Source organism: Agromyces sp. Y558 (genome assembly GCF_059445415.1).
Map to the genome: position 1 here is coordinate 941,725 of NZ_JCAIUH010000001.1, position 19,753 is coordinate 961,477.

Genomic DNA, 19,753 nt, shown 5'->3' on the forward strand with positions numbered 1-19,753 from the left:
GGGTGCGGAGGCGCACGGGCGGGGGAACACGTGCGTCGTCGTGCTCGGGGGCGCACAACGTCTCGACCTTAGCGTTGATGAGTGCGCGAATGTAAGGCTTCGAACAAATCGGCTCGCTGGGTGAACCGCGCGACTCGGATCCGGAAACGACCTGCGTCACCCATACCTGCGCGAGCGGCACACGGCTGCTCTTCGAGTGAGTTCCCCAGCCCGATAGGCGACAATGTCAGGCGTGATCCTCTCCCCGCAGCATCCGCTCTCCTCCGGCCTGACCTCCGACTCGCGCCTCGTTCGCGCATATAGAGGAGAACGCTCGGACGTCACCCCCGTGTGGTTCATGCGACAGGCGGGGCGATCCCTTCCCGAGTACCGCGACCTGCGCGTCGGCACACGCATGCTCGACGCATGCCTCGACCCGGCGATGGCCGCCGAGATCACGCTGCAGCCCGTGCGCCGTCACAAGGTCGACGCGGGCATCTTCTTCAGCGACATCGTCGTGCCGCTCAAGCTCGTGGGCGTCGACGTCGAGATCCAGCCCGGCCGCGGACCCGTCTTCACGAAGGGCTATGCGGATGCCGCGGGCGTCGCCGAGCTCACGGCGATCGACCCCGCGCGGATCGACGAGACATCCGCCCCCATCACCGAAGCGGTCGGGCGCGTGGTCGCCGAGCTCAACGCGACTTCGCTGAGCGGAGGGGTTTCGGCAGGCTCAACCGGCACTGGCAGCACCCCGCTCATCGGCTTCGCCGGTGCCCCGTTCACCCTCGCGGCCTACCTCGCCGAGGGCGGCCCGTCGAAGGACCACCTCGCGGCCCGCACCCTCATGCACGCCGATCCCGGCGCCTGGCGCGCGCTCATGGACTGGACGGCCGAGCTCACCGGACGCTTCCTGCGCACGCAAGTGCTCGCCGGGGCATCCGCCGCCCAGCTCTTCGACTCGTGGGCCGGCGCGCTCTCGCTCGCCGACTACGAGACGCACGTCGCACCCGCCTCGGCGAAGGCGCTGAGCTTCGTGCACGACCTCGCCTACGAGACGACGTCCCCTGAGCCTGTCGAGTCCCCTGAGCCTGTCGAGCGGGTCGGGCCCGCTTCGACAGGCTCAGCGAGCGAGACGAGGCGCGTGCCCGTCGTGCACTTCGGCGTCGGCACCGGCGAACTGCTCGGCGCGATGCACGGCATCGGGGTCGACACCGTCGGGGTCGATTACCGCATCCCGCTCGATGTCGCCGTCGAGCGCGTCGGCGACGGCGTTCCCCTGCAGGGCAACCTCGACCCGGCGCTCCTCGCCGCCCCGTGGCCCGTGCTCGAGGCCGCGGTGCGCGACGTGCTGCGTCGCGGCCAGGCGGCGCCGGCCCACATCTTCAACCTCGGCCACGGCGTGCCGCCCGAGACCGACCCTACGGTGCTGACGCGCGTCGTCGAGCTCGTGCACGAGGCGTCGGCATGACCGATGCGCCCGACGCTGGTCGAGACCCGGTGAATGGTCTCGATACGCTCGCTTCGCTCACTACTCGACCGACAGAGTCCGCAGCCGACGTCGTCGTGATCGGCGGCGGGGTCGCGGGCCTCGTCGCCGCACTCGAGTGCGCGAAGGTCGGCCTGCGGGTCACCGTGCTCGAGCGGCGCGACGAGCTGGGCGGATGCGTCGGCCGCATCGAACTCGACGGCCTGACGCTCGACAGCGGCGCCGAATCCTTCGCGACCCGGGGCGGGGGGGTCGCCGAGCTGCTCAGCTCCCTCAAGCTCGACGGCGAGATCGAGAGCCCGAACCCGGCGGGCGCCTGGCTCGTCATGCCCGGTGCGCACGGTCGACCCGACGCCGCGCCCCTGCCGAAGACCGGCATGCTCGGCATCCCCGCGAACCCCCTCGGCGATGACGTGCGACGCATCATCGGCTGGCGCGGGGCGATCCGCGCGTACGGCGACCGCCTCATGCCGATCCTCCGCATCGGACGGGCCCACAGCCTCGGCCAGCTCGTGCGCTCGCGCATGGGCCAGGCCGTGCTCGACCGGCTCGTCACGCCGATCTCGGCGGGCGTCTACTCGACCGATCCGAACGACCTCGATCTCGATGTCGTCGCCCCCGGACTCAACGAGGCGATGACCCGCACCGGCTCGCTCTCGGGCGGGGTCGGGCAGCTCGTCGAGGAGCGCAAGGCCGGGGGAGCCGTGCGCGGCGTTCGCGGCGGCATGCACCGACTCGTCGACGCGCTCGAACGTGAACTCGAGCGGTTCGGCGTGACGGTCGTGCGCGGCGCCGAGGTTACCGGTCTCGAGCGAGCGGATGACGCGCGCCAGCCGGGTCTCGAAACCCGCACTTCCGGAGAACCCGGTTTCGAGACGCTCGCTTCGCTCCCTCCTCAACCCGCAGGATCCTGGCTCGTCACCGCGTCGACCGAAGCCGGCGAGCTGATCGTGAGCACCCCCGAGGTCGTGCTCGCCGCGTCCGGGCACGCCGCGCTCGAGCTCGTCGCCGCTGCCCTCGACGGCTGGGCGGATGCGTCGACCGGCGAGTGGCCGGCTGCGGCATCCGTCGAGCTTGTCACGCTCGTCCTCGACGCGCCAGACCTCGACAGAGCCCCGCGCGGCACCGGCGTGCTCGTCGCCGCAGGCACGCCCGACGTGCAGGCGAAGGCGCTCACCCACTCGACCGCGAAGTGGAGTTGGCTCGCCGAGGCGGCGGGCGGCCGGCACGTCGTGCGTCTCTCTTATGGTCGCGCCGGTGCACCGAACCCGCTCGACGGGCTCTCCGACGCCGAGGTCGCCGCGCTCGCGCTCGCCGATGCATCGATCCTCCTGGGCGTGACCGTCGATGGGCGGATGCTCCGCGCAGCCGGCCGAGCGCAGTGGCGCGACGCGCTCTCGCAGGCCGCCATCGGCCAGCGCGATCGGGTGCGTGCACTCGAAGACGCGCTCGCCGCAGAGCCCGGCATCGAAACCACCGGATCCTGGGTCGCCGGCACCGGTCTGGCGTCGGTCGTGCCCCACGCGCTCGAGGTGGCGCGGCGAATCAGGCACCGTCGGGTGCAGCCCGACGGCAGCGCATAGCCCGAGCGGAATATTTCGACGCAACCCCCTTGCGCCGATTGATGCGGGGTCTACGCTGGAAACGTCACTGTGGTGAATCACAGGGGGAGATGGGGTGCACATGAAAGGGAAGATCCTCTTCGTCGTGGGGCTCGGAATCGGCTACGTGCTCGGTACGCGAGCCGGTCGTGAGCGCTACGAGCAGATTCGAAAGACGGCCGAGGGCGTGTGGAACACGCCCGCCGTGCAGCAGGGCGTCGACACCGTCAAGGGGTTCGCGGCCGAAAAGGTCGGCGATCTCTCCGGCACAGTGCTCGACGGCGTGAAGTCGCTCATCGGAAACGCCACTCGAGGCTCGGGCGCGACCAAGCGCGACGTCGACACTACGGCGAAGACCGCGAAGGCGAACGTCTCGAAGACCGCGAAGACCGCGAAGCCCGCGTCGAGCAGCACAGCCAAGTCGGCCCGTAAGCCGGCAGCCACGCGCGGCACCGCGGCCAAGGGCAAGGCCAAGCCCGCGACATCCGACTCGTGAACGTGGAGGTGACCGCGCGATGACCGCACCCTCGAACGACGACCGATCGCTCTTCACCCTGATCGGCGAACTGCCCGACACGATCTCAGCGCTCGTGCGCGCCGAGATCGACCAGATCAAGGCCGAGGTCTCATACAAGGTCAAGCACTTCGGCATCGGATCCGGCCTCGTCGCCGGCGCCGCGGTCGTCGGCGTCTTCCTGCTCTTCACGCTGATCGTCACCGGCATCTTCGCGCTCGCGCTCGTGATGCCCGCGTGGGCCGCGGCACTCACCGTCTCCGGCGCGTTGCTGCTGATCATCGTCATCCTGCTCTGGATCGCCTACATCAACTTCAAGCGGGGCTCAGAGCCCCTCGAGTCGGTCGAGAGCCTGAAGGCCGACCTCGACGCCCTGAAGGGAACGGGTGACTATGACCGCCGCTACTGACGCCAACGGAACCCACCCCTCGAAGCGCGACGCCGCCACTCGCGAGCGCAACCTCACGCGCATGCAGGCCAAGGTCGCGTCGCAACGGGCGCGTGCCGAGTTCGCCGAGACTCTCAACGCCCTTGAAGACAAGCTCAACGTGCCGAAGCAGGCGGGCATCAAGGCCGAACAGGCGAAGGTGAGACTGCGCCGGTTCGCTGACGAGCAGCCCGTCGCCGCGATCGCCGCCGCCGTGGGCCTGGTCGCCGTCGTCGGCGTCACTGTCTGGCTCGTCGTGCGCTCGAAGCTCGACTGAGCGCGCCGACGATTCAGGGCGAACCAGAGCGAGCGGATGCCCCGGTGCCGACGTCACGACGCGAGGCGGGTGGCCCGGCCGCAGCAGAGACCGCGGTCGATCGGGTCGCGGGTCTCGTGCGCGCGGACATCCTGAGCGGGGTGCTCCCACCGGACTCCCCGCTTCGGGAAGAAGCCTCATCCGAGCTGTACGCCGTGTCGCGACACACCGTGCGCGCGGCGTTCCAGCGGTTGGTGGCCGAGCGCCTCGTTGTCGCCGAGGCTTACCGGGGGGTGCGCGTGGCGAGTTTCGATCGCGCCCACGTCATCGCGCTGCAGCAGCTGCGTGCGGCGCTCGAGGTCGAGGCGGTTCGCATCGTGGGCGTGCGCAACGGCGAAGCGTGGCCCGAGTCGGTGCTGGCCCCGGCGCGCGACGCCCTCGACCGGCTCGACGCCCTCGACCGGCTCGACGCCCTCGACCGGTCTGCGCCCGCCGGCGGTGATACCAGCGCCGCAGTCGACTGGCTCGAGGTCGAGCGCATTCACGCCGACTTCCATCGGGCGATCGTCGCGGCATCCGAAAGCCCCCGCATCATCGAGGCCCACGCCGCCCTCGGCAGCGAACTGCTGCTGTTTCTCCTGCACGTGCGCCCGCACTACACGCTCGAAAGCCTCATCACCGAGCACCGCGCCCTGCTCGACGAGCTGCCCACGCGCGGGCCGGTTGCGCTACGCGAGCACCTCGAGCACTCAACGCGGCTGCTCGTCGGCGAGTAGGATTCCGGCTTCGCGCCGGTCGATCGGAAGGACTCGACGATGGTGCCGGAACAGAACTCCCCGGAACAGAACTCCCCGGAACAGAACTCCCCGGAACAGAACTCCAAGGCCACAGCTGCCCAAGGTGAAGCAGGCGCGGTGACGGCATTCGCCGACCGCATCTTCGCTTCGGCTCTCGGCGGCATCGAACTGCTCAGCATCTACCTCGGCGATCGTCTCGGCTGGTATCGCGCCCTCGCCGCGGGCGGGCCGCTCGACGCGCCGACACTCGCCGCGCGCACCGGCACCCATGAGCGCTACGCGATCGAATGGCTCGAGCATCAGGCCGTGAGCGGCATCCTCACCGTCGATGATGCGCACGCAGCGGCATCCGCCCGCCGGTTCACCCTGCCGCCCGCGCACGCCGAGGTGCTCGTCGACGCCGACTCGCTCGACTACCTCGCGCCGCTCGGTCGGTTCTTCGCAGCGACGGCAGGGCAGCTCCCTGCACTGCTCGACGCGTACCGAACGGGCAGCGGGGTCTCGTGGGCGCAGCTCGGCGACGATGCTCGCGACGCGCAGGGCGACATCAACCGCCCGTGGTTCCTGCGGCAGCTCGCGCTCGAGCTCGCCGGCGTTCCCTCAGTGCACTCGGTGCTCTCACGCCCAGGTGCCCGGATCGCGGATGTCGGCAGTGGGCACGGCTGGTCGGCGATCGGGATCGCGCAAGGGTATCCGGACGCTCGTGTGGAGGGGTTCGACATCGACGAGCCCTCGATCACGGCGGCGCGGGAACATGCGCGGGCGGCGGGAGTGGCCGATCGCGTTCGGTTCCATCACGTCGCCGGTGAGGCGCTCCCCGAGGAAGCCGTCTTCGACGCCGTATTCGTCTTCGAGGCGCTCCACGACATGCCGCGACCGGTCGAGGTGCTCGAGGCGATCCGACGCGTCGCACGCCCCGACGGCGTGGTCGTGATCATGGACGAGGCCGTCGCAACCGAGTTCGCGCCCGACGGCGACGAGACGGAGCGGATCATGTACGGGTACAGCCTCTTCATGTGCCTGCCCGACAGTCTCTCCACGCCCGGGTCGGTCGGCACCGGCACGGTGATGCGGCAGTCGACCGTCGAGCGGTATGCGAGGGAGGCGGGCTTCGCGGGCATCGAAGAGCTGCCGATCGAGGGCTTCGCGTCGTTCCGGTTCACGCGGCTCCTGCGCTGAACGGGCAGTCGCGGCATCCGCGAGCCCCCGAAATCGTCGGAGGCTGACCGGCTCAGGCCATGATGGCGGCGTACCAGATGAGCAGTAACGTCACGAGGAACCCGACGACGTAGTTGATGCCGAGGAATCGCTTCCAGCCGGCGTTCGCGCGCCCCGATGAGGCATCGGTGACGTCCGTGAAGGGTGCTGCCACGGCGAGGTACGGCACCACGAGCAGGGCCGCGAGCGGCCCGGGCCACGACGTCGCGAGCATGAGCAGCCCCGCGAGTGTCCACGCGCCGATCGCGAACTGCACCGTGCGACGGGCGCCGAGCACCGTCGCGATCGAGGCGATGCCGCCCGCCCGGTCGGGCACCACATCCTGCACCGCTCCGAACGCGTGGCTCGCGACACCCCACGCCAGGAAGGCGAGCAGCACTGCGAGGAGCGGCGGCGTGAACGCCGCGCCGGCAAGCACGAGCCCGTAGACCGCAGGGCTCACGAAGTGCACGCTCGAGGTCAGCGAGTCGAGGAACGGCACCTCCTTGAACCGTAGCCCCGGCACCGAGTACGCGGCGACCGCGAAGAGACTCACCGCGAGCACCGCCCACGATGCCGGCCCACCGAGCGCGACGAGCACCACGACGAAGGGTGCGCACGTCGCGATCGCTGCGATGATCGTGAGCCGGTGCCGGCCGGGCACGAGCAGCGCGCCCTCGACGCCGCCCTTGCGCGGGTTCGCGGCATCCGATGCGTAGTCGAAGACGTCGTTCACCCCGTACATCGCGAGGTTGTAGGGCACGAGGAAGAACAGGGTGCCCACGATGAAGGCGACATCGACCTCGCGGGTCGTGAGCAGGTACGCGGCCGCGAACGGGAACGCGGTGTTCACCCAGCTGAGCGGGCGGGAGGCGGTGAGGAGGTCGGCGACCGCGCTCCGTCGTCGGGTGTCAGTCGGCATCGGTCGGCCGCCTTCCGAGGAGGTTCCACAGTCCGCTGAGGAGCAGGATCCCGGCGACGGGATACGCGAGGTCCTCGATGGGTGCGAGTCCGAGACGAGCCCCCCAGATGTGCGCATCGGCGTAGTCGAACAGGCCCGCCCCGATCATGATCGAGTCGAAGGCGACGGTCAGCACCACGAGTACGAGCGCGGAGATCACGACCGCTCGCCCGTGGCCGCGCGGTGCACGTCGCCACTCGGGCGCCGCGACGACGATGGCCACGGAGAGGAAGACCGCCGAGAGCAGCAGGTAGGTCACCGGCGTGCCGCCTCCTTCGCCGCGATCAGGCGCACGACGCCGGTGTAGAGCACGAGCGTGAGATAGCAGAGGAAGGTGAGGAACACGAGCTCCTCGAGAGGCAGTTCCGGTGCGAGCAGGATGCCGGTGCTCACGGTGTTCTCGGCCTTGTGGAAGATGCCGAGGCCGATGCCGGCCAGGTCCCACGCGAGGAAGAAGACGAGACCGGCGGCGAGTACGACGGTCGCGTGCCAGCGCCGGCCGGCCGCGCCGAACACCAGGTGGAAACGCACGTCGAGCAGCACCATGCACGCGATGCCGCCGAGCAGCACACCGAGGTAGGCGAGGTTCATGCCGGCACGCTCCGCACCGCAGGCTCGACGAGCGGCCCTGCACTGCGATCGCCGCGCATGGCCTTCGCCACGAGCTCGGCGCTGATGAGGCACATGGGCAGCCCGATGCCGGGAACGGTGGTCGCGCCCGCGAAGTAGAGGTCGTGCACCGTCTTCGACGTCGTACGCCCGCGCAGGAACGCGCTCTGCCGGAGCACGTGCGCCGGCCCGAGTGCAGAACCGCGCCACGAGTTGAACTCCGACTCGAAGTCGCCCGGCCCCACGGTGCGGCGTACGATCACGCGTTCGGCGAGCTCGGGGATGTCGGCCCACGCCGAGATCTGCGCGATAGCCGCATCGGCGATGCGCTCGACGGCCTCATCACCGGCGCCATCGATGCCGCCACGCCCAATGCCGGGGTCGGCCGGAACCGGCACGAGTACGAACAGGTTCTCGTCACCGGTGGGCGCCGCCGACGGGTCGGTCGCGCTCGACTTGCACGCGTAGAGCGAGGCCGGGTCGGGCACCGACGGGTCCGCGCCGAAGATGCGGTCGAAGTTCTCCGCCCAGTCCTCGGTGAAGAGCAGGTTGTGGTGCAGCAGCTGCGGCAATCCGCCCCGCACGCCGAGCATCACGAGTACGGCGCTCGGCCCAGGGTCGGCGCGGCGCCATGAGGCATCCGACCGGCTGCGCGACTCGGCCGGCAGCAACGCCGTCTCGGTGTGGTGCAGGTCGGCGGTGGAGACGACGAGATCGGCCTCGACCGAATGCTCGACGCCCTGCGAATCCTGGTAGCGGATGCCGCGAGCCGCCGCCGCTTCGATCTGGATCTGCGTCACCCGAGCCCCCGTCACGATGCGAGCGCCGGATTGCTGCGCCAACCGCGCGACGCTGTCGATGACTTCGCGGAACCCGCCGAGGGGGTAGAAGACCCCGTCGTCGAGGTCGAAGTGGCTCATCAGGTGGTACATGCTCGGTGCCGCCGACGGCGAGGTACCGAGGAAGACGGCGGGATAGCCGAGCACCTGCCGCAAGCGCCCGTCTCGGAAGCGGCGGGCGACGAACCGGTCGAGCGGTTGCAGCAGCAGGCGGCCGAGACGGCCCAGGCGCCGCAGCACCGGCGGCACGAGCAACGTGCCCGGCGACGAGAAGTCGTTGTAGAGGAAATGGTCGAGCGCGAGCCGCGTGGTCTCCTCTGCCGAGTCGAGGTAGCGCTCGAGCGCACTGCCGGCGCCGGGTTCGATCGCTTCGAATGCCGCGGCGGCCCGTGCCCGGTCGGCGACCACGTCGAGGGGGTCGTCATGACGCTCGAAGAACACCCGGTAGCCGGGCTCGAGTCGCTCGAGCTCGAGCTCGGCGGCGGCGCTCGTGCCCATCAGACGGTAGAAGTGCTCGAACACTTCGGGCATGAGGTACCACGACGGGCCCGTGTCGAAGCGGAAGCCCGCGGCGTCCCACCGCCCGGCTCGACCCCCGATCGAGTCGTGCGTCTCGTAGACGGTCACCTCGTGGCCGTCGCGGGCGAGCAGCGCGGCAGTCGCGAGGCCCGCGATGCCGGCGCCGATGACGGCGACCCGGCTCATGTCCCGGCCTCGGGGGCCGGAGCGCGCACGGCCTCGGGCGACCGCGAACGGGATCCGGACTGCGACCCGGACCGCGACCCGGCGGCACGCGCGAGCAGCAGGAGCTTCTGCGCAGTCGGCACTCGCACCCGGGTGATGAGCAGCTCGCTCGCCGGCGTGCGACGCAGCCTCTCGGAGAGCGCGGAGAACAGTGCGTGCGCTGCGGCGACGGCCCTGCGGCATCCGCCCGGCAGTTCGGGAACGACCTGGCCGGCGATCGCGAGGTCGCGGTCGATGTCGTCGAGCAGTCTCGTCTTCTCGGCCTCGCCCAGGTGCGCCGGGTCGATGCCGGGGAAGTAGCGACGTCCGAGCGATTCGTAGTCGTCAGCGAGATCGCGCAGGAAGTTGACCTTCTGGAATGCGGCGCCGAGGTGCCGGGCGCCGCGCTGCCAGCGCTGATCCCGATTCGCATCGGCGGGCAGCCCTTCGCTGAACGCGCGCAGGCACATCAGGCCGACCACTTCGGCCGAGCCGTACACGTACTCGCGCAGCTCGGTGTCGTCGAAGTCGACGGGGTCGAGGTCGCGTCGCATCGAGGCGAAGAACGGGCGGGTCAGCTCGATGCCGAAGTTCGTGGTGCGCGCGGTCTGCGCGAAGGCGTGCACGATGAGGTTCGAGCTGTACCCGCAGGCGACGGCCTGCTCGGTCTCCGCCTCGAGTGCGTCGAGCATCGCGCGGCGCTCGGCCGGCCCGAGACCCGCCTCTTCGGCTGGGCCGTCGACGATCTCGTCGGCGATGCGCACGAGTGCGTAGATATCGGCCACGTGGGCGCGCACCGGGCGAGAGCACAATCGGCTCGCGAGGCCGAACGAGGTGGAGTAGTGCGAGATCACCTGGGCGGAGCCGAGGCGCGCGGTGCGGTCGTAGAGGGCGAGCCCGCTCGTCGGCGCCGTCATCGGGCGCGCTCCACGCACTCCCGAGCCGTCGCCGTCAGCCCGTCTCGAAGGTGCTGCGGCAGCGGTGCCGCGGCGATGGCGTCGACCGCATCGCCGCAGCGCGCGTCGATGAGCCGTTCGACCCTCTCGCGGGCGCCGCTCGTCTCGATCGTTGTGCGAAGTCTCGCCGCGGCCTCCTCATCGAGCTCGGGGCGGCCGAAGTCATCTGCGACGGCCGCCCAGCTCGCGTGTTCGCGCGCGTACGCGACGAGCAGGGTCTCTTTGCCCTCCCGCAGGTCGCCGAGGGTCGTCTTTCCGGTCATCGCCATGGTGCCGTAGACGCCGAGCACGTCGTCGCGCAACTGGAAGGCGACGCCGAGGTGCCGGCCGATCTCGCCGAGCCGAGCGACGGCGGCTGCGGAGGCGCCGCCGAGTACCGCCCCGGCCTGCAGGGGCGCGCTGAACGAGTACGACGCCGTCTTGTTCTCGATCATCGCGAGGATGTCGCGCTCGCCGGGTGCAGCGCCGGCATGGCGCACGTCGGCGTGCTCGCCGGCCGCGGCGAGGAAGACGCCCTCGTCGATGATCTCGAGCAGGGAGCTGCGTACGGTTCGCGGTGCATCGAGCTCGGCGATCAAGCGGTGTGCGCCGCTGATGAGCAGGTCGCCGGCGAGAATCGCGGATGCCTCTCCGTACTCGTGTGCACGGGCGCTCGACAGTCCTCGGCCGACGCCGTCGAGCGCGAAGAGACCCGCGACGTTCGGCGCCCCTCGGCGCACGAGGTCGTGGTCGATGACGTCGTCGTGCATGAGGAAGGCGGTGTGCAGGAGCTCGAAGGCAGCGGCGAGACGCACGGCCTCCGTCGTGGGAGTGCCGGCGAACGCCGCGTGGGCGGCGAGCACGAGATCCGGCCGGATGCGCTTGCCGCCCGTCGCCCCATCGCGCGCAGCCTCCCACAGGCGCACGTAGGCGTCACCGTGCGCTCCCGCGCGCGCGAGGCGGGTGGCGAAGAACTCGTCGAGGACACCATCGAGCTCGACGGACGTGCCGCCGCCGCGTTCCAGCGGCCGGTCGAGGGTCGTGCCGATCATGAGGCGATCGCCCCGCGCTGCTCGAGCGAGCCGCCCAAGAAGGGCAGCAACTGCGCCTGCAGCACGAGCCACGGGCTGAACGCCCACGGCGCGTGCTCGATCGCCGGCGCGAGCTGTCGGGGATGGACCCATGCGTAGTCCATGACCTCGGCCGGGTGCGGCTCGGGCACCGAGCTCGTGTACGCCGTGTAGACGGGGCACAGCTCGTTCTCCACGACACCCGAGGCATCCGTCGCCCGGTAGTGGAAGAAGGGGAGCACCGGCTCGATGCGGTCGAGGGCCAGGCCGAGTTCGAAGTCGCCGCGGCGGCGGATCGCGTGCACGAGTGTCTCGGCGGGCGCCGGGTGGCCGCAGAACGAGTTGGTCCAGACGCCGGGCCATGCCTGCTTCGTGAGGGCGCGCCGGGTGACGAGGAGCTCATCACGCTCGTTGAACACATGGCAGGAGAACGCGAGATGGCGTGCGGTGTCGGCGCCGTGCACGCTCGACTTGGGCGCCCGGCCGATGGGCCGATCGTCGACGTCGAGCAGCACGACCTCTTCGATGTCGCTGAGGGTCATGCTGGTCTCCAATCTTTGGTGCTTCGGCTAGTAGGTAGCTTAGCGAGAAATATACATTACTGGCTAGAATTACTCCATGGCAACTGAGCGGGAGCCCCGGCACGACATCGCCGCCGCGATGCACGACCCCCGCATCTCCGACCGCGACGAGCAGCTCGTCAGCCGCGCCGGCCTCGACGACGAGCACGTCGACCAGATCGTCCGCGTCATGCAGAGCCTGCGAGGATGGCACGAGACCGAACGCCGCATGAGCGAGGCCTCGCGCCGGTACATGAAGCTCAATGCCACCGACATGCGCGCCCTGCGGTTCCTCATCGCCGCTCGGAACCAGGGCGAGATCGTCACTGCCGGGGCGCTCAGCGAGTACCTCGGTATTTCGAGCGCGTCGACGACGAAGCTCCTCGATCGGCTCGAGCGCGGCGATCACGTGGTGCGGGCGCCGCATCCGACCGATCGACGGGCGCTCGCCATCTCGGTCACGGACGCCACGCGCATCGTCGCCCGCGCGTCGGTCGGACGGCAGCACGCGCGACGATTCGCGACGGCCGCCGAGCTCACCTCGGATGAACGCGAGGTCGTGATCCGCTTCCTCGACGCGCTCAGCGCGACCGAGTTCGATCAGGACTGAACGGGTGCGTCCCCTCGAGCTGCGGATGCCCGTACGTCCACCCCGCCTGCCCCTTTTGGCCGTTCAGGAGGAAAGAGGGAGACTGGAGGCATGTCTTCCCCCGCTGCCGAAGCGGCAGCCGACGCGCTCCGTCCAGAATCCGAAGCCGGCGAGTCTCCAGAGGGGTTCACGGTGTTCGCCGTGCTCCGCAGGGACCCGGCGAAGCCCGATGACTACGACGGCCACGACGTGCGCCGTATCGTCGACGAGCTCGACGGCGTCATCGCGCTCGTCGAGAACGAGGGTGTCACCCTCCGCGGCATCTACGACGTCTCCGGCCTCCGCGCCGACGCCGACGTCATGTTGTGGCTGCACGGCCCGACCGCCGAGGGCCTGCAGTGGGCGCTCCGCGAGCTGCGCCGCGCTCGCATCCTGAAGCACCTCCTGCCGACGTGGAACGCCATGGGCGTGCACCGCGACGCCGAGTTCAACAAGGCGCACGTGCCCGGATTCCTGCGCGGCATCGAACCGAAGGCCTGGCTCACGGTCTACCCCTTCGTGCGCAGCTACGAGTGGTACCTCCTGCCCGGCGATGAGCGCAGCCGCATGCTCGCCGACCACGGCCGCAAGGGCGCGGCGTTCCGCGGCGCCATCGCCAACACCGTCAGCGCCTTCGCGCTCGGCGACTACGAGTGGCTGCTGCCGATCGAGTCCGACGAGCTCACCGAACTCGTCGACCTGATGCGCGAGCTGCGCGCCACCGACGCGCGCCGCCACGTGCGCGAAGAGGTGCCGTTCTACACCGGCCGTCGCGTCACGACGGCCGAGCTCATCGAGGTGCTGCAGTAATGGCGCACTACGACGCGATCCTGCTCTCATCGTTCGGCGGCCCCGAGGGCCAAGACGATGTCATCCCGTTCCTCCGCAACGTCACCGCCGGTCGCGGCATCCCCGACGAGCGGCTCGAAGAGGTCGCCCACCACTATCGCCACTTCGGCGGGGTGAGCCCCATCAACGAGCAGAACCGGCGGTTGAAGGCCGCACTCGAGGCCGAGCTCGCCGCACGCGGCATCGAGCTACCCGTGTACTGGGGCAACCGCAACTGGGCGCCGTACTTCGGCGACGTGGTGCGCGAGGCCGAGGCCAACGGCCACACCGAGCTGCTCGGTCTCGTCACGAGCGCCTACACGAGCTATTCGGGCGTCGGCCAGTACCGTGAAGACTTCGAGAAGGCCACCGCCGGCACGGGTGTCGCGATCGACCGCGTGCGCGAGTACTTCGATCACCCCGGGTTCGTCGGGCCCTTCATCGAGGGCGTGACGGATGCCGCGGCGGAACTCACGGCCGAGGGCGTCGCGCCCGAACGCATCCACGTGCTCTTCGTCACCCATTCGATCCCCACCGCCGCTGCGACGGCGTCGGGGCCGGGGTTCGGCGAGGGCGGAGCGTATGTCGCGCAGCACCTGGCCGTGGCATCCATCATCGGCGAAGCCGCCGCGCCCGAATCGCCGTGGTCGCTCGTCTACCAATCGCGCTCGGGCGACCCGCGCACCCCGTGGCTCGAGCCCGACATCAACGACGCGATCGGCGAGCTTGCAGCGGGCGGCCGCACCGACGCGATCGTGATCGTGCCGTTCGGGTTCGTCAGCGACCACATGGAGGTCATGTGGGACCTCGACAACGAGGCCGTCGCGTCCGCCGGTGAGCACGGGCTGAAGGTCCGTCGTGCGCCGACGCCCGGTGTGCACCCCGCGTACGTGTCGGGTCTCGTCGACCTCGTGCTCGAGCGTGTCAATGACGTCTCCTCCGCCGAGCGACCGCACCTCACGACCCTGGGGCCATGGCCCGACCACGCGCGCATCGTCGGAGGTTCCGTCGTCTCGTCGTCCCCTGAGCTCGCCGAAGGGCGCGAACCCACGGGACTCGCTTCAACCCTTCGACCCTCCGACAGGCTCAGGACACCGCAGGCTCAGGGCGGCGCGGGCTCAGCGAGCGGGGCGACTTCGCGATGACCGCCGTCATTCGCGTCGGCACCAGGGGCAGTGCGCTCGCGATGGCCCAGACCCGCCAGATCGCCGAGCGGCTCGGCAAGGCCGCGAAGGCCGAGATCGAACTCGTGCCGATCACGACGCAGGGCGACACCTCGCGGGCGTCGCTCGCGACGATCGGCGGCACGGGCGTGTTCGCCGCCGCTCTTCGCGAGGCGCTCCTCGCCGGAGAGTGCGACATCGTCGTGCACTCGCTGAAAGACCTGCCGACCGCCGAGCACGAGGGGCTCCGGCTCGGAGCCGTGCCGAAGCGCGCCGACGCGCGCGACGCCCTGTGCGCGCGTGACGGGCTCACGCTCGCGACGCTGCCCGAGGGCGCACGCGTCGGCACCGGGTCGCCGCGACGAATCGCGCAGCTCGCCGCCGCCCGCCCCGACGTGGTGGCCGTCGACATTCGCGGCAATATCGACACCCGCCTCGGCAAGGTCGAGTCGGGTGAGCTCGACGCCGTGATCCTGGCTGCCGCGGGTCTCGGTCGCCTCGGGCGATCGGATGCCGCGACCGATCTCCTCCCGCTCGGCGACTGGCCGACCGCCCCGGGCCAAGGCGCCCTCGCCCTCGAGGTGCGGCGAGAGGCCGGTGACCATGCACTCGAGCGCGCGCTCGAAGCGATCGATCACCAGCTGACACGGGGGACCGTGCTCGCCGAGCGCCTGGTTCTCGCGGGCCTCGAAGCCGGTTGTTCGGCCCCCATCGGTGCCGCAGCGTTCATGGAGGACGAACTTCTGTTCCTGACGGCGACCGTGTACAGTGCCGACGGGACCCGGCAGCTCGCGAGCTCGCACGCGGCCACCCCCGACAGCCGCTCGGCCGCCGACTTGGCGGATGCGGCGCGCGAGGTCGCTGAACGCGTCGTCGCGGAACTCCTCGGCAACGGCGCCGCCGAACTTGCACCACCTGAGGAGTCGCTGTGAGCGAATTCGAATCGATGACGGGTGCCATCAACCTGCCTGTTTCGGCCGGCAAGCCACTCGCCGGCTGGCGAGTGCTCGTGCCGCGCGGTGGCCCCTGGGGCGACGGTGTCGCCGCAGCATTGCGTGCGCGCGGCGCTTCGCCCGTGATCGCGCCGATGATCAACTTCGCGCCGACCGATGACCAGCCCGCCCTCGAAGCCGCACTCGCGAAGCTCGCCGCCGGAGATTTCGATTGGGTCACGATCACGAGCGCAACGACCGTCGACGTGCTCTCGACCTACGACGCGGTCATCCCTGAGACGACGAAAGTCGCAGCGGTCGGCGAGACCACCGCTGCCGCTCTCGTCGCAGCCGGGTACCACGCCGACATCGTGCCATCCGAAGACAACTCTGCACGTGGCCTACTCGAGGAGTGGGAGGCGGCGACCGAGGGCCGACTGGGTCTTCGCGTGCTCGCGTTGCGTTCGGCGATCGCCAAGCAGGTGCTCTCGATCGGGCTCGCCCGCGTCGGTCATCACGTCGAGGCCGTCGTGGCGTACCGCACCGTGGGCGTGCCGGTGTCGGCGAAGGTCGCCGACGATGTGCGCTCTGGCCGGGTCAACGCCGTGCTCGTGACATCCGGCAGTGTGGCCGAGCAGGTGCAGCAGCAGCTCGGGCCGATCCCCGAGTCGATCCTCGTCGCGGCCATCGGTCCGCAGACGAAGAAGGACGCTGCCCAGGTGGGCCTCCGCGTCGATGTCGTGGCGCGCGAGCGCACCGCCGAATCCCTCATCGACGCGGTCGTCGACGCGGTAACCGCGAAGGCTTGACGCCCGGCTCTCGCACAGCGCCCGCGACGTAGGCTGGTCGGGTGAGTTCCACGCCCGTTCCCCGTGTCCGCCCCCGCCGACTGCGCGAGACCCCGGCGCTGCGCCGGCTCGTCTCCGAGACCAGGTTGCATTCCGCTGAGCTCGTGCTCCCGATGTTCGTGCGCGAGGGCGTGACCGCCCCGGTGCCGATCGGCTCGATGCCGGGAGTCGTGCAGCACTCGCTCGAGAGCCTGCCGCAGGCGGTGTCGGATGCCGCGGCCGCGGGCATCGGCGGCGTCATGCTGTTCGGCGTGCCAGAGGTGCGCGACGCGCGCGGTTCCGGTGCCACCGACCCCGACGGCATCCTGAACGTCGCAACGAGGATCGCCGCCGAGGCATCCGCCGGCCGACTCGTGGTGCAGACCGACCTCTGCCTCGACGAGTTCACCGATCACGGCCACTGCGGCGTGCTCGACGAGCAGGGCCGAGTCGACAACGATGCGACGCTCGAGCGGTACACGGCGATGGCCCTCGAGCAGGCGCGCGCCGGCTCGGAGCTGCTCGGCCTCTCGGGCATGATGGACGGCCAGGTCGCTGCCGTGCGCGACGCGCTCGACGATGGCGGCCACGAGCACACGGCGATCCTCGCCTACTCGGCGAAGTACGCGAGCGCGTTCTACGGTCCCTTCCGCGAGGCGGTCGAGTCGACCCTCGAGGGCGACCGCCGCAGCTACCAGCTCGATCCCGGCAATCGTCGTGAGGGGCTCCGCGAGGCGATGATCGACATCGACGAGGGCGCCGACGTCGTCATGGTCAAGCCGGCAGGCAGCTACCTCGACGTGCTCGCCGACGTCGCCGCGGCATCCGAGGTGCCGGTCTGGGCGTACCAGGTGTCGGGGGAGTACGCGATGATCGAGGCCGCCGCCGCTCATGGCTGGATCGATCGCAAGCGTGCCGTCATCGAATCGGTCCGGGGCATCCGTCGCGCCGGCGCCGATGCGGTGCTCACATATTGGGCCGTCGAGCTCGCCGAGTGGATCCGCGACGGAGACGTCGCATGACCCGCGCGAAGGGTTTCGAGTCGGCTCCTTCGTCGCCTCCTCAACCCACAGGATTCACGAACGACGAACTCTTCGCGCGCGCGCAGGCCGCGATCCCCGGCGGCGTGAACTCGCCGGTACGGGCGTTCCGCTCGGTCGGCGGCACGCCGCGCTTCCTCGTGTCGGCACGTGGCCCGTACGTCACCGACGCCGAGGGGCGCGAGTACGTCGACCTCGTCGCCGGCTGGGGTCCCGCGATCCTCGGGCACGCAGACCCGCGAGTCGTCGAGGCGGTGACGGATGCCGCGTCGCGCGGCCTCTCGTTCGGAGCCTCGACCCCCGTCGAGACCGAGCTCGCCGAGCTCGTCGAGGCGCGCGTGGGCCCCGTCGAGAAGCTGCGCCTCGTCTCCACCGGCACGGAGGCGACGATGAGCGCGATCCGTCTCGCCCGCGGCTTCACCGGGCGCGACCTGCTCGTGAAGTTCGCGGGGCACTACCACGGTCACTCCGACGGGTTGCTCGCCGAGGCCGGATCGGGTCTCGCGACGTTCGCGCTGCCGGGCTCCGCCGGCGTGCCGGCCGACATCGCAGCGCTCACGCTCGTGGTGCCCTACAACGACCTCGAGGCGTTGCGCGCGGTGTTCGCCCAGCACGGCGACCGCATCGCCGCCGTCATCACCGAGGCGGCCGCGGCCAACATGGGCGTCGTGCCGCCCGCGCCGGGGTTCAACCGCGCGGTCGTCGAACTCGCGCATGCCAACGGATCGCTCGTCATCTCCGACGAGGTGCTGACCGGCTTCCGCGTCTCGGCCGCCGGTTGGTGGGGTCTCGAGGCGGCGAGCGCTTCGACCGGCTCAGCGAGCACTACGACCGGCTCGGCGAGCACTGACTACACGCCCGATCTCATGACGTTCGGCAAGGTCATCGGCGGCGGCATGCCGGTCGCCGCACTCGGCGGCCGTGCCGAGATCATGGATCAGCTCGCCCCCCTCGGCCCCGTCTACCAGGCGGGCACACTGTCGGGGAACCCCGTCGCGGTCGCGGCGGGCGTCGCGACACTGAGGGCAGCGGATGCCTCGGTGTACCGCCGGCTCGATGAGACTGCCGAGACGATCAGCGACGCGGTCACCGCCGCGCTCGATGCTGCGGGCGTCGCGCACCGCGTGCAGCGCGCGGGCAACCTCTTCAGCTTCGTGTTCGGCGAGGAGGCGGCGGCGGGCGAGGTGCGCGACTACACCACGGTGCTGCGGCAGGAGTCGTGGCGCTACGCCCCGTTCTTCCACGCCATGCTCGACGCGGGCGTCTCGCTGCCGCCGTCGGTCTTCGAGGCGTGGTTCGTCACTGCGGCGCACGACGACACGGCGATCGCGCGGGTGCTCGACGCGCTGCCGGCCGCGGCGCGAGCCGCGGCATCCGCTCGCCCGTCGTAACCAGCTGAGCTGGTTTCTGCGGTTCCGTGCATCAAACCCGTTACTCGTTTGTGGGGCGTCGACACGTCGTGAGGCGAGGGTCTCGGGCAGGATGGAAGCATGGCGAAGCTCCGCGTGCACACCGACCGGATCGAGGTTCATCTCACCACGGCCGAGAAGACGCTCGCGCTCCGTGCCGATGACCTCGTGGTGCAGCGCGTCGACATCCGTTCGGCGACCGTCACCGACGACCCGTGGATCTGGATCCGCGGCATCCGTCGTCGCGGCACCGAGATCCCGCTCGTCGTCGCGGTCGGCGTGTGGAAGTACCACGGTGGCACCGACTTCGTCATCGTCAAGGGCAAGCGCCAGGCTGTCGTGCTCGAGCTCGCCGCCGGGGAGTTCACGCGCATCATCCTGAGCACCAATCACGCCGGCGAGCTCATCGACCGGTTGAAGCTCGCCGTGCCGCCCGACGCGCCCGACGCCGACTGAGTCTGCCGAGGCATCCGCTCGCATCGCTCAGGCGAAGGCGAAGAGCACGAAGCCGATGAGCGGCAGCGTGCCCTGCACGAGCGCCGGTTTCAGGTAGCCTCGACCGGTCGTCGTGAGCACCGCGGCGGCGAGCACCATGGTCGCGGTCGTGAACAGCACGAGCGTCTTGCCAACGGGCATCGCGCCCGCCCAGTAGAGCGCGATGCCGAGCGCCGCGCCGATGCCGAGGAACAGGTTGTAGAAGCCCTGGTTGTACGCCATCGGCTTCGTCGTGTCGGCGGCAGCCTGGTCGGCGACGCCGAAGCGCTTCCACGTCGAGGGCCTGGTCCACCAGACGCTCTCCATGAGGAAGATGTAGCCGTGCAGCAGCGCAGCGAGGGCGACGAACACGCTTCCGATGACGGCCATGCCGCGATCGTAGCGCGTTCGAGGCGTCGTGCACCCGACCCTTCGAGTGGGGATATGTCGTCCGAATCCGGCACACGGATTCGGAAACACAGGTTTCCACGCCGAGAC

Annotated in this window: 23 protein-coding genes; 15 read left to right on the forward strand and 8 right to left on the reverse strand. The window is 70.4% G+C overall.

All coding sequences use genetic code 11. From position 1 onward, the window contains the following. Positions 1 to 223 precede the first annotated feature (223 nt). The 7 genes from AC1C2T_RS04460 (at position 224) to AC1C2T_RS04490 (ending at position 6,239) form a co-directional block, all read left to right on the forward strand. Complete coding sequence (locus tag AC1C2T_RS04460; protein WP_495384381.1) at positions 224 to 1,447, forward strand: uroporphyrinogen decarboxylase; 1,224 nt, start codon at positions 224 to 226, stop codon at positions 1,445 to 1,447. After that, a complete protein-coding gene (locus AC1C2T_RS04465) occupies positions 1,444 to 3,048 on the forward strand; it encodes a protoporphyrinogen/coproporphyrinogen oxidase (RefSeq protein ID WP_495384382.1) in 1,605 nt (534 codons plus the stop codon). The genes AC1C2T_RS04460 and AC1C2T_RS04465 overlap by 4 nt, the downstream gene beginning before the upstream one ends. A gap of 100 nt (positions 3,049 to 3,148) precedes the next feature. Then, positions 3,149 to 3,562, forward strand: coding sequence for a hypothetical protein (locus AC1C2T_RS04470; protein ID WP_495384383.1), 414 nt, complete (start codon positions 3,149 to 3,151; stop codon positions 3,560 to 3,562). 19 nt (positions 3,563 to 3,581) lie between these two features. Then, on the forward strand, positions 3,582 to 3,989 hold the full coding sequence (locus AC1C2T_RS04475) for a phage holin family protein (RefSeq protein ID WP_495361432.1): 408 nt from the start codon (positions 3,582 to 3,584) through the stop codon (positions 3,987 to 3,989). Then, entirely contained in the window at positions 3,973 to 4,284 is a 312-nt protein-coding gene (locus tag AC1C2T_RS04480) for a DUF3618 domain-containing protein (protein WP_495384384.1), read from the forward strand. The genes AC1C2T_RS04475 and AC1C2T_RS04480 overlap by 17 nt, the downstream gene beginning before the upstream one ends. 44 nt (positions 4,285 to 4,328) lie before the next feature. Then, the gene (locus tag AC1C2T_RS04485) at positions 4,329 to 5,039 is read left to right on the forward strand and encodes a GntR family transcriptional regulator (protein ID WP_495384385.1); all 711 of its coding nucleotides are present in this window, start codon (positions 4,329 to 4,331) and stop codon (positions 5,037 to 5,039) included. A 138-nt stretch (positions 5,040 to 5,177) separates the two neighbouring features. Then, positions 5,178 to 6,239 carry a class I SAM-dependent methyltransferase gene (locus AC1C2T_RS04490; RefSeq protein WP_495384386.1) on the forward strand — a complete coding sequence of 354 codons (1,062 nt, stop codon included), beginning with the start codon at positions 5,178 to 5,180 and terminating at the stop codon, positions 6,237 to 6,239. Positions 6,240 to 6,291: 52 nt separating this feature from the next. On the opposite strand, the gene AC1C2T_RS04495 is transcribed toward AC1C2T_RS04490, so the two are convergent. From AC1C2T_RS04495 to idi, 7 genes are read right to left on the reverse strand one after another with little or no spacing between them, the layout of a single operon-like run. Then, positions 6,292 to 7,179: a prenyltransferase gene (locus AC1C2T_RS04495; RefSeq protein ID WP_495361428.1), complete on the reverse strand. Its 888-nt coding sequence runs from the start codon at positions 7,177 to 7,179 to the stop codon at positions 6,292 to 6,294. Next, on the reverse strand, positions 7,169 to 7,477 hold the full coding sequence (locus tag AC1C2T_RS04500) for a lycopene cyclase domain-containing protein (protein ID WP_495384387.1): 309 nt from the start codon (positions 7,475 to 7,477) through the stop codon (positions 7,169 to 7,171). Before AC1C2T_RS04500 ends, AC1C2T_RS04495 begins: the two co-directional genes overlap by 11 nt. Beyond that, on the reverse strand, positions 7,474 to 7,809 hold the full coding sequence (locus tag AC1C2T_RS04505) for a lycopene cyclase domain-containing protein (RefSeq protein ID WP_495384388.1): 336 nt from the start codon (positions 7,807 to 7,809) through the stop codon (positions 7,474 to 7,476). The genes AC1C2T_RS04500 and AC1C2T_RS04505 overlap by 4 nt, the downstream gene beginning before the upstream one ends. Further along, on the reverse strand, positions 7,806 to 9,371 hold the full coding sequence (gene crtI / locus AC1C2T_RS04510; protein ID WP_495384389.1) for a phytoene desaturase family protein: 1,566 nt from the start codon (positions 9,369 to 9,371) through the stop codon (positions 7,806 to 7,808). Before crtI ends, AC1C2T_RS04505 begins: the two co-directional genes overlap by 4 nt. Then, complete coding sequence (locus tag AC1C2T_RS04515; protein ID WP_495384390.1) at positions 9,368 to 10,306, reverse strand: phytoene/squalene synthase family protein; 939 nt, start codon at positions 10,304 to 10,306, stop codon at positions 9,368 to 9,370. The genes crtI and AC1C2T_RS04515 overlap by 4 nt, the downstream gene beginning before the upstream one ends. Beyond that, positions 10,303 to 11,376: a polyprenyl synthetase family protein gene (locus tag AC1C2T_RS04520; RefSeq protein ID WP_495384391.1), complete on the reverse strand. Its 1,074-nt coding sequence runs from the start codon at positions 11,374 to 11,376 to the stop codon at positions 10,303 to 10,305. The genes AC1C2T_RS04515 and AC1C2T_RS04520 overlap by 4 nt, the downstream gene beginning before the upstream one ends. Beyond that, the gene (gene idi, locus AC1C2T_RS04525; protein WP_495361420.1) at positions 11,373 to 11,936 is read right to left on the reverse strand and encodes an isopentenyl-diphosphate Delta-isomerase; all 564 of its coding nucleotides are present in this window, start codon (positions 11,934 to 11,936) and stop codon (positions 11,373 to 11,375) included. Before idi ends, AC1C2T_RS04520 begins: the two co-directional genes overlap by 4 nt. A gap of 76 nt (positions 11,937 to 12,012) precedes the next feature. Between idi and AC1C2T_RS04530 the strand changes: the two genes are divergently transcribed. The 8 genes from AC1C2T_RS04530 (at position 12,013) to AC1C2T_RS04565 (ending at position 19,237) form a co-directional block, all read left to right on the forward strand. Next, positions 12,013 to 12,564: a MarR family winged helix-turn-helix transcriptional regulator gene (locus AC1C2T_RS04530; protein ID WP_495361418.1), complete on the forward strand. Its 552-nt coding sequence runs from the start codon at positions 12,013 to 12,015 to the stop codon at positions 12,562 to 12,564. A gap of 90 nt (positions 12,565 to 12,654) precedes the next feature. Beyond that, a complete protein-coding gene (gene hemQ / locus AC1C2T_RS04535) occupies positions 12,655 to 13,392 on the forward strand; it encodes a hydrogen peroxide-dependent heme synthase (RefSeq protein ID WP_495384392.1) in 738 nt (245 codons plus the stop codon). Continuing rightward, positions 13,392 to 14,555: a ferrochelatase gene (locus AC1C2T_RS04540; protein WP_495361416.1), complete on the forward strand. Its 1,164-nt coding sequence runs from the start codon at positions 13,392 to 13,394 to the stop codon at positions 14,553 to 14,555. The genes hemQ and AC1C2T_RS04540 overlap by 1 nt, the downstream gene beginning before the upstream one ends. Then, on the forward strand, positions 14,552 to 15,505 hold the full coding sequence (hemC, locus tag AC1C2T_RS04545) for a hydroxymethylbilane synthase (RefSeq protein ID WP_495361415.1): 954 nt from the start codon (positions 14,552 to 14,554) through the stop codon (positions 15,503 to 15,505). Before AC1C2T_RS04540 ends, hemC begins: the two co-directional genes overlap by 4 nt. Positions 15,506 to 15,519: 14 nt before the next feature. Next, positions 15,520 to 16,314 (forward strand): uroporphyrinogen-III synthase, encoded by a 795-nt coding sequence (locus AC1C2T_RS04550; RefSeq protein WP_495361969.1) that lies wholly within the window; start codon positions 15,520 to 15,522, stop codon positions 16,312 to 16,314. A 41-nt stretch (positions 16,315 to 16,355) separates the two neighbouring features. Further along, complete coding sequence (hemB, locus tag AC1C2T_RS04555) at positions 16,356 to 17,354, forward strand: porphobilinogen synthase (RefSeq protein ID WP_495384393.1); 999 nt, start codon at positions 16,356 to 16,358, stop codon at positions 17,352 to 17,354. Next, on the forward strand, positions 17,351 to 18,763 hold the full coding sequence (gene hemL, locus AC1C2T_RS04560; protein WP_495384394.1) for a glutamate-1-semialdehyde 2,1-aminomutase: 1,413 nt from the start codon (positions 17,351 to 17,353) through the stop codon (positions 18,761 to 18,763). The genes hemB and hemL overlap by 4 nt, the downstream gene beginning before the upstream one ends. A gap of 99 nt (positions 18,764 to 18,862) precedes the next feature. Continuing rightward, complete coding sequence (locus tag AC1C2T_RS04565) at positions 18,863 to 19,237, forward strand: hypothetical protein (protein WP_495361412.1); 375 nt, start codon at positions 18,863 to 18,865, stop codon at positions 19,235 to 19,237. 27 nt (positions 19,238 to 19,264) lie between these two features. Here AC1C2T_RS04565 and AC1C2T_RS04570 read toward each other — a convergent pair whose 3' ends face one another. Continuing rightward, positions 19,265 to 19,645, reverse strand: a complete 381-nt coding sequence (locus AC1C2T_RS04570) for a DUF1304 domain-containing protein (RefSeq protein WP_495384395.1) — start codon at positions 19,643 to 19,645, stop codon at positions 19,265 to 19,267. Positions 19,646 to 19,753: the final 108 nt, after the last annotated feature.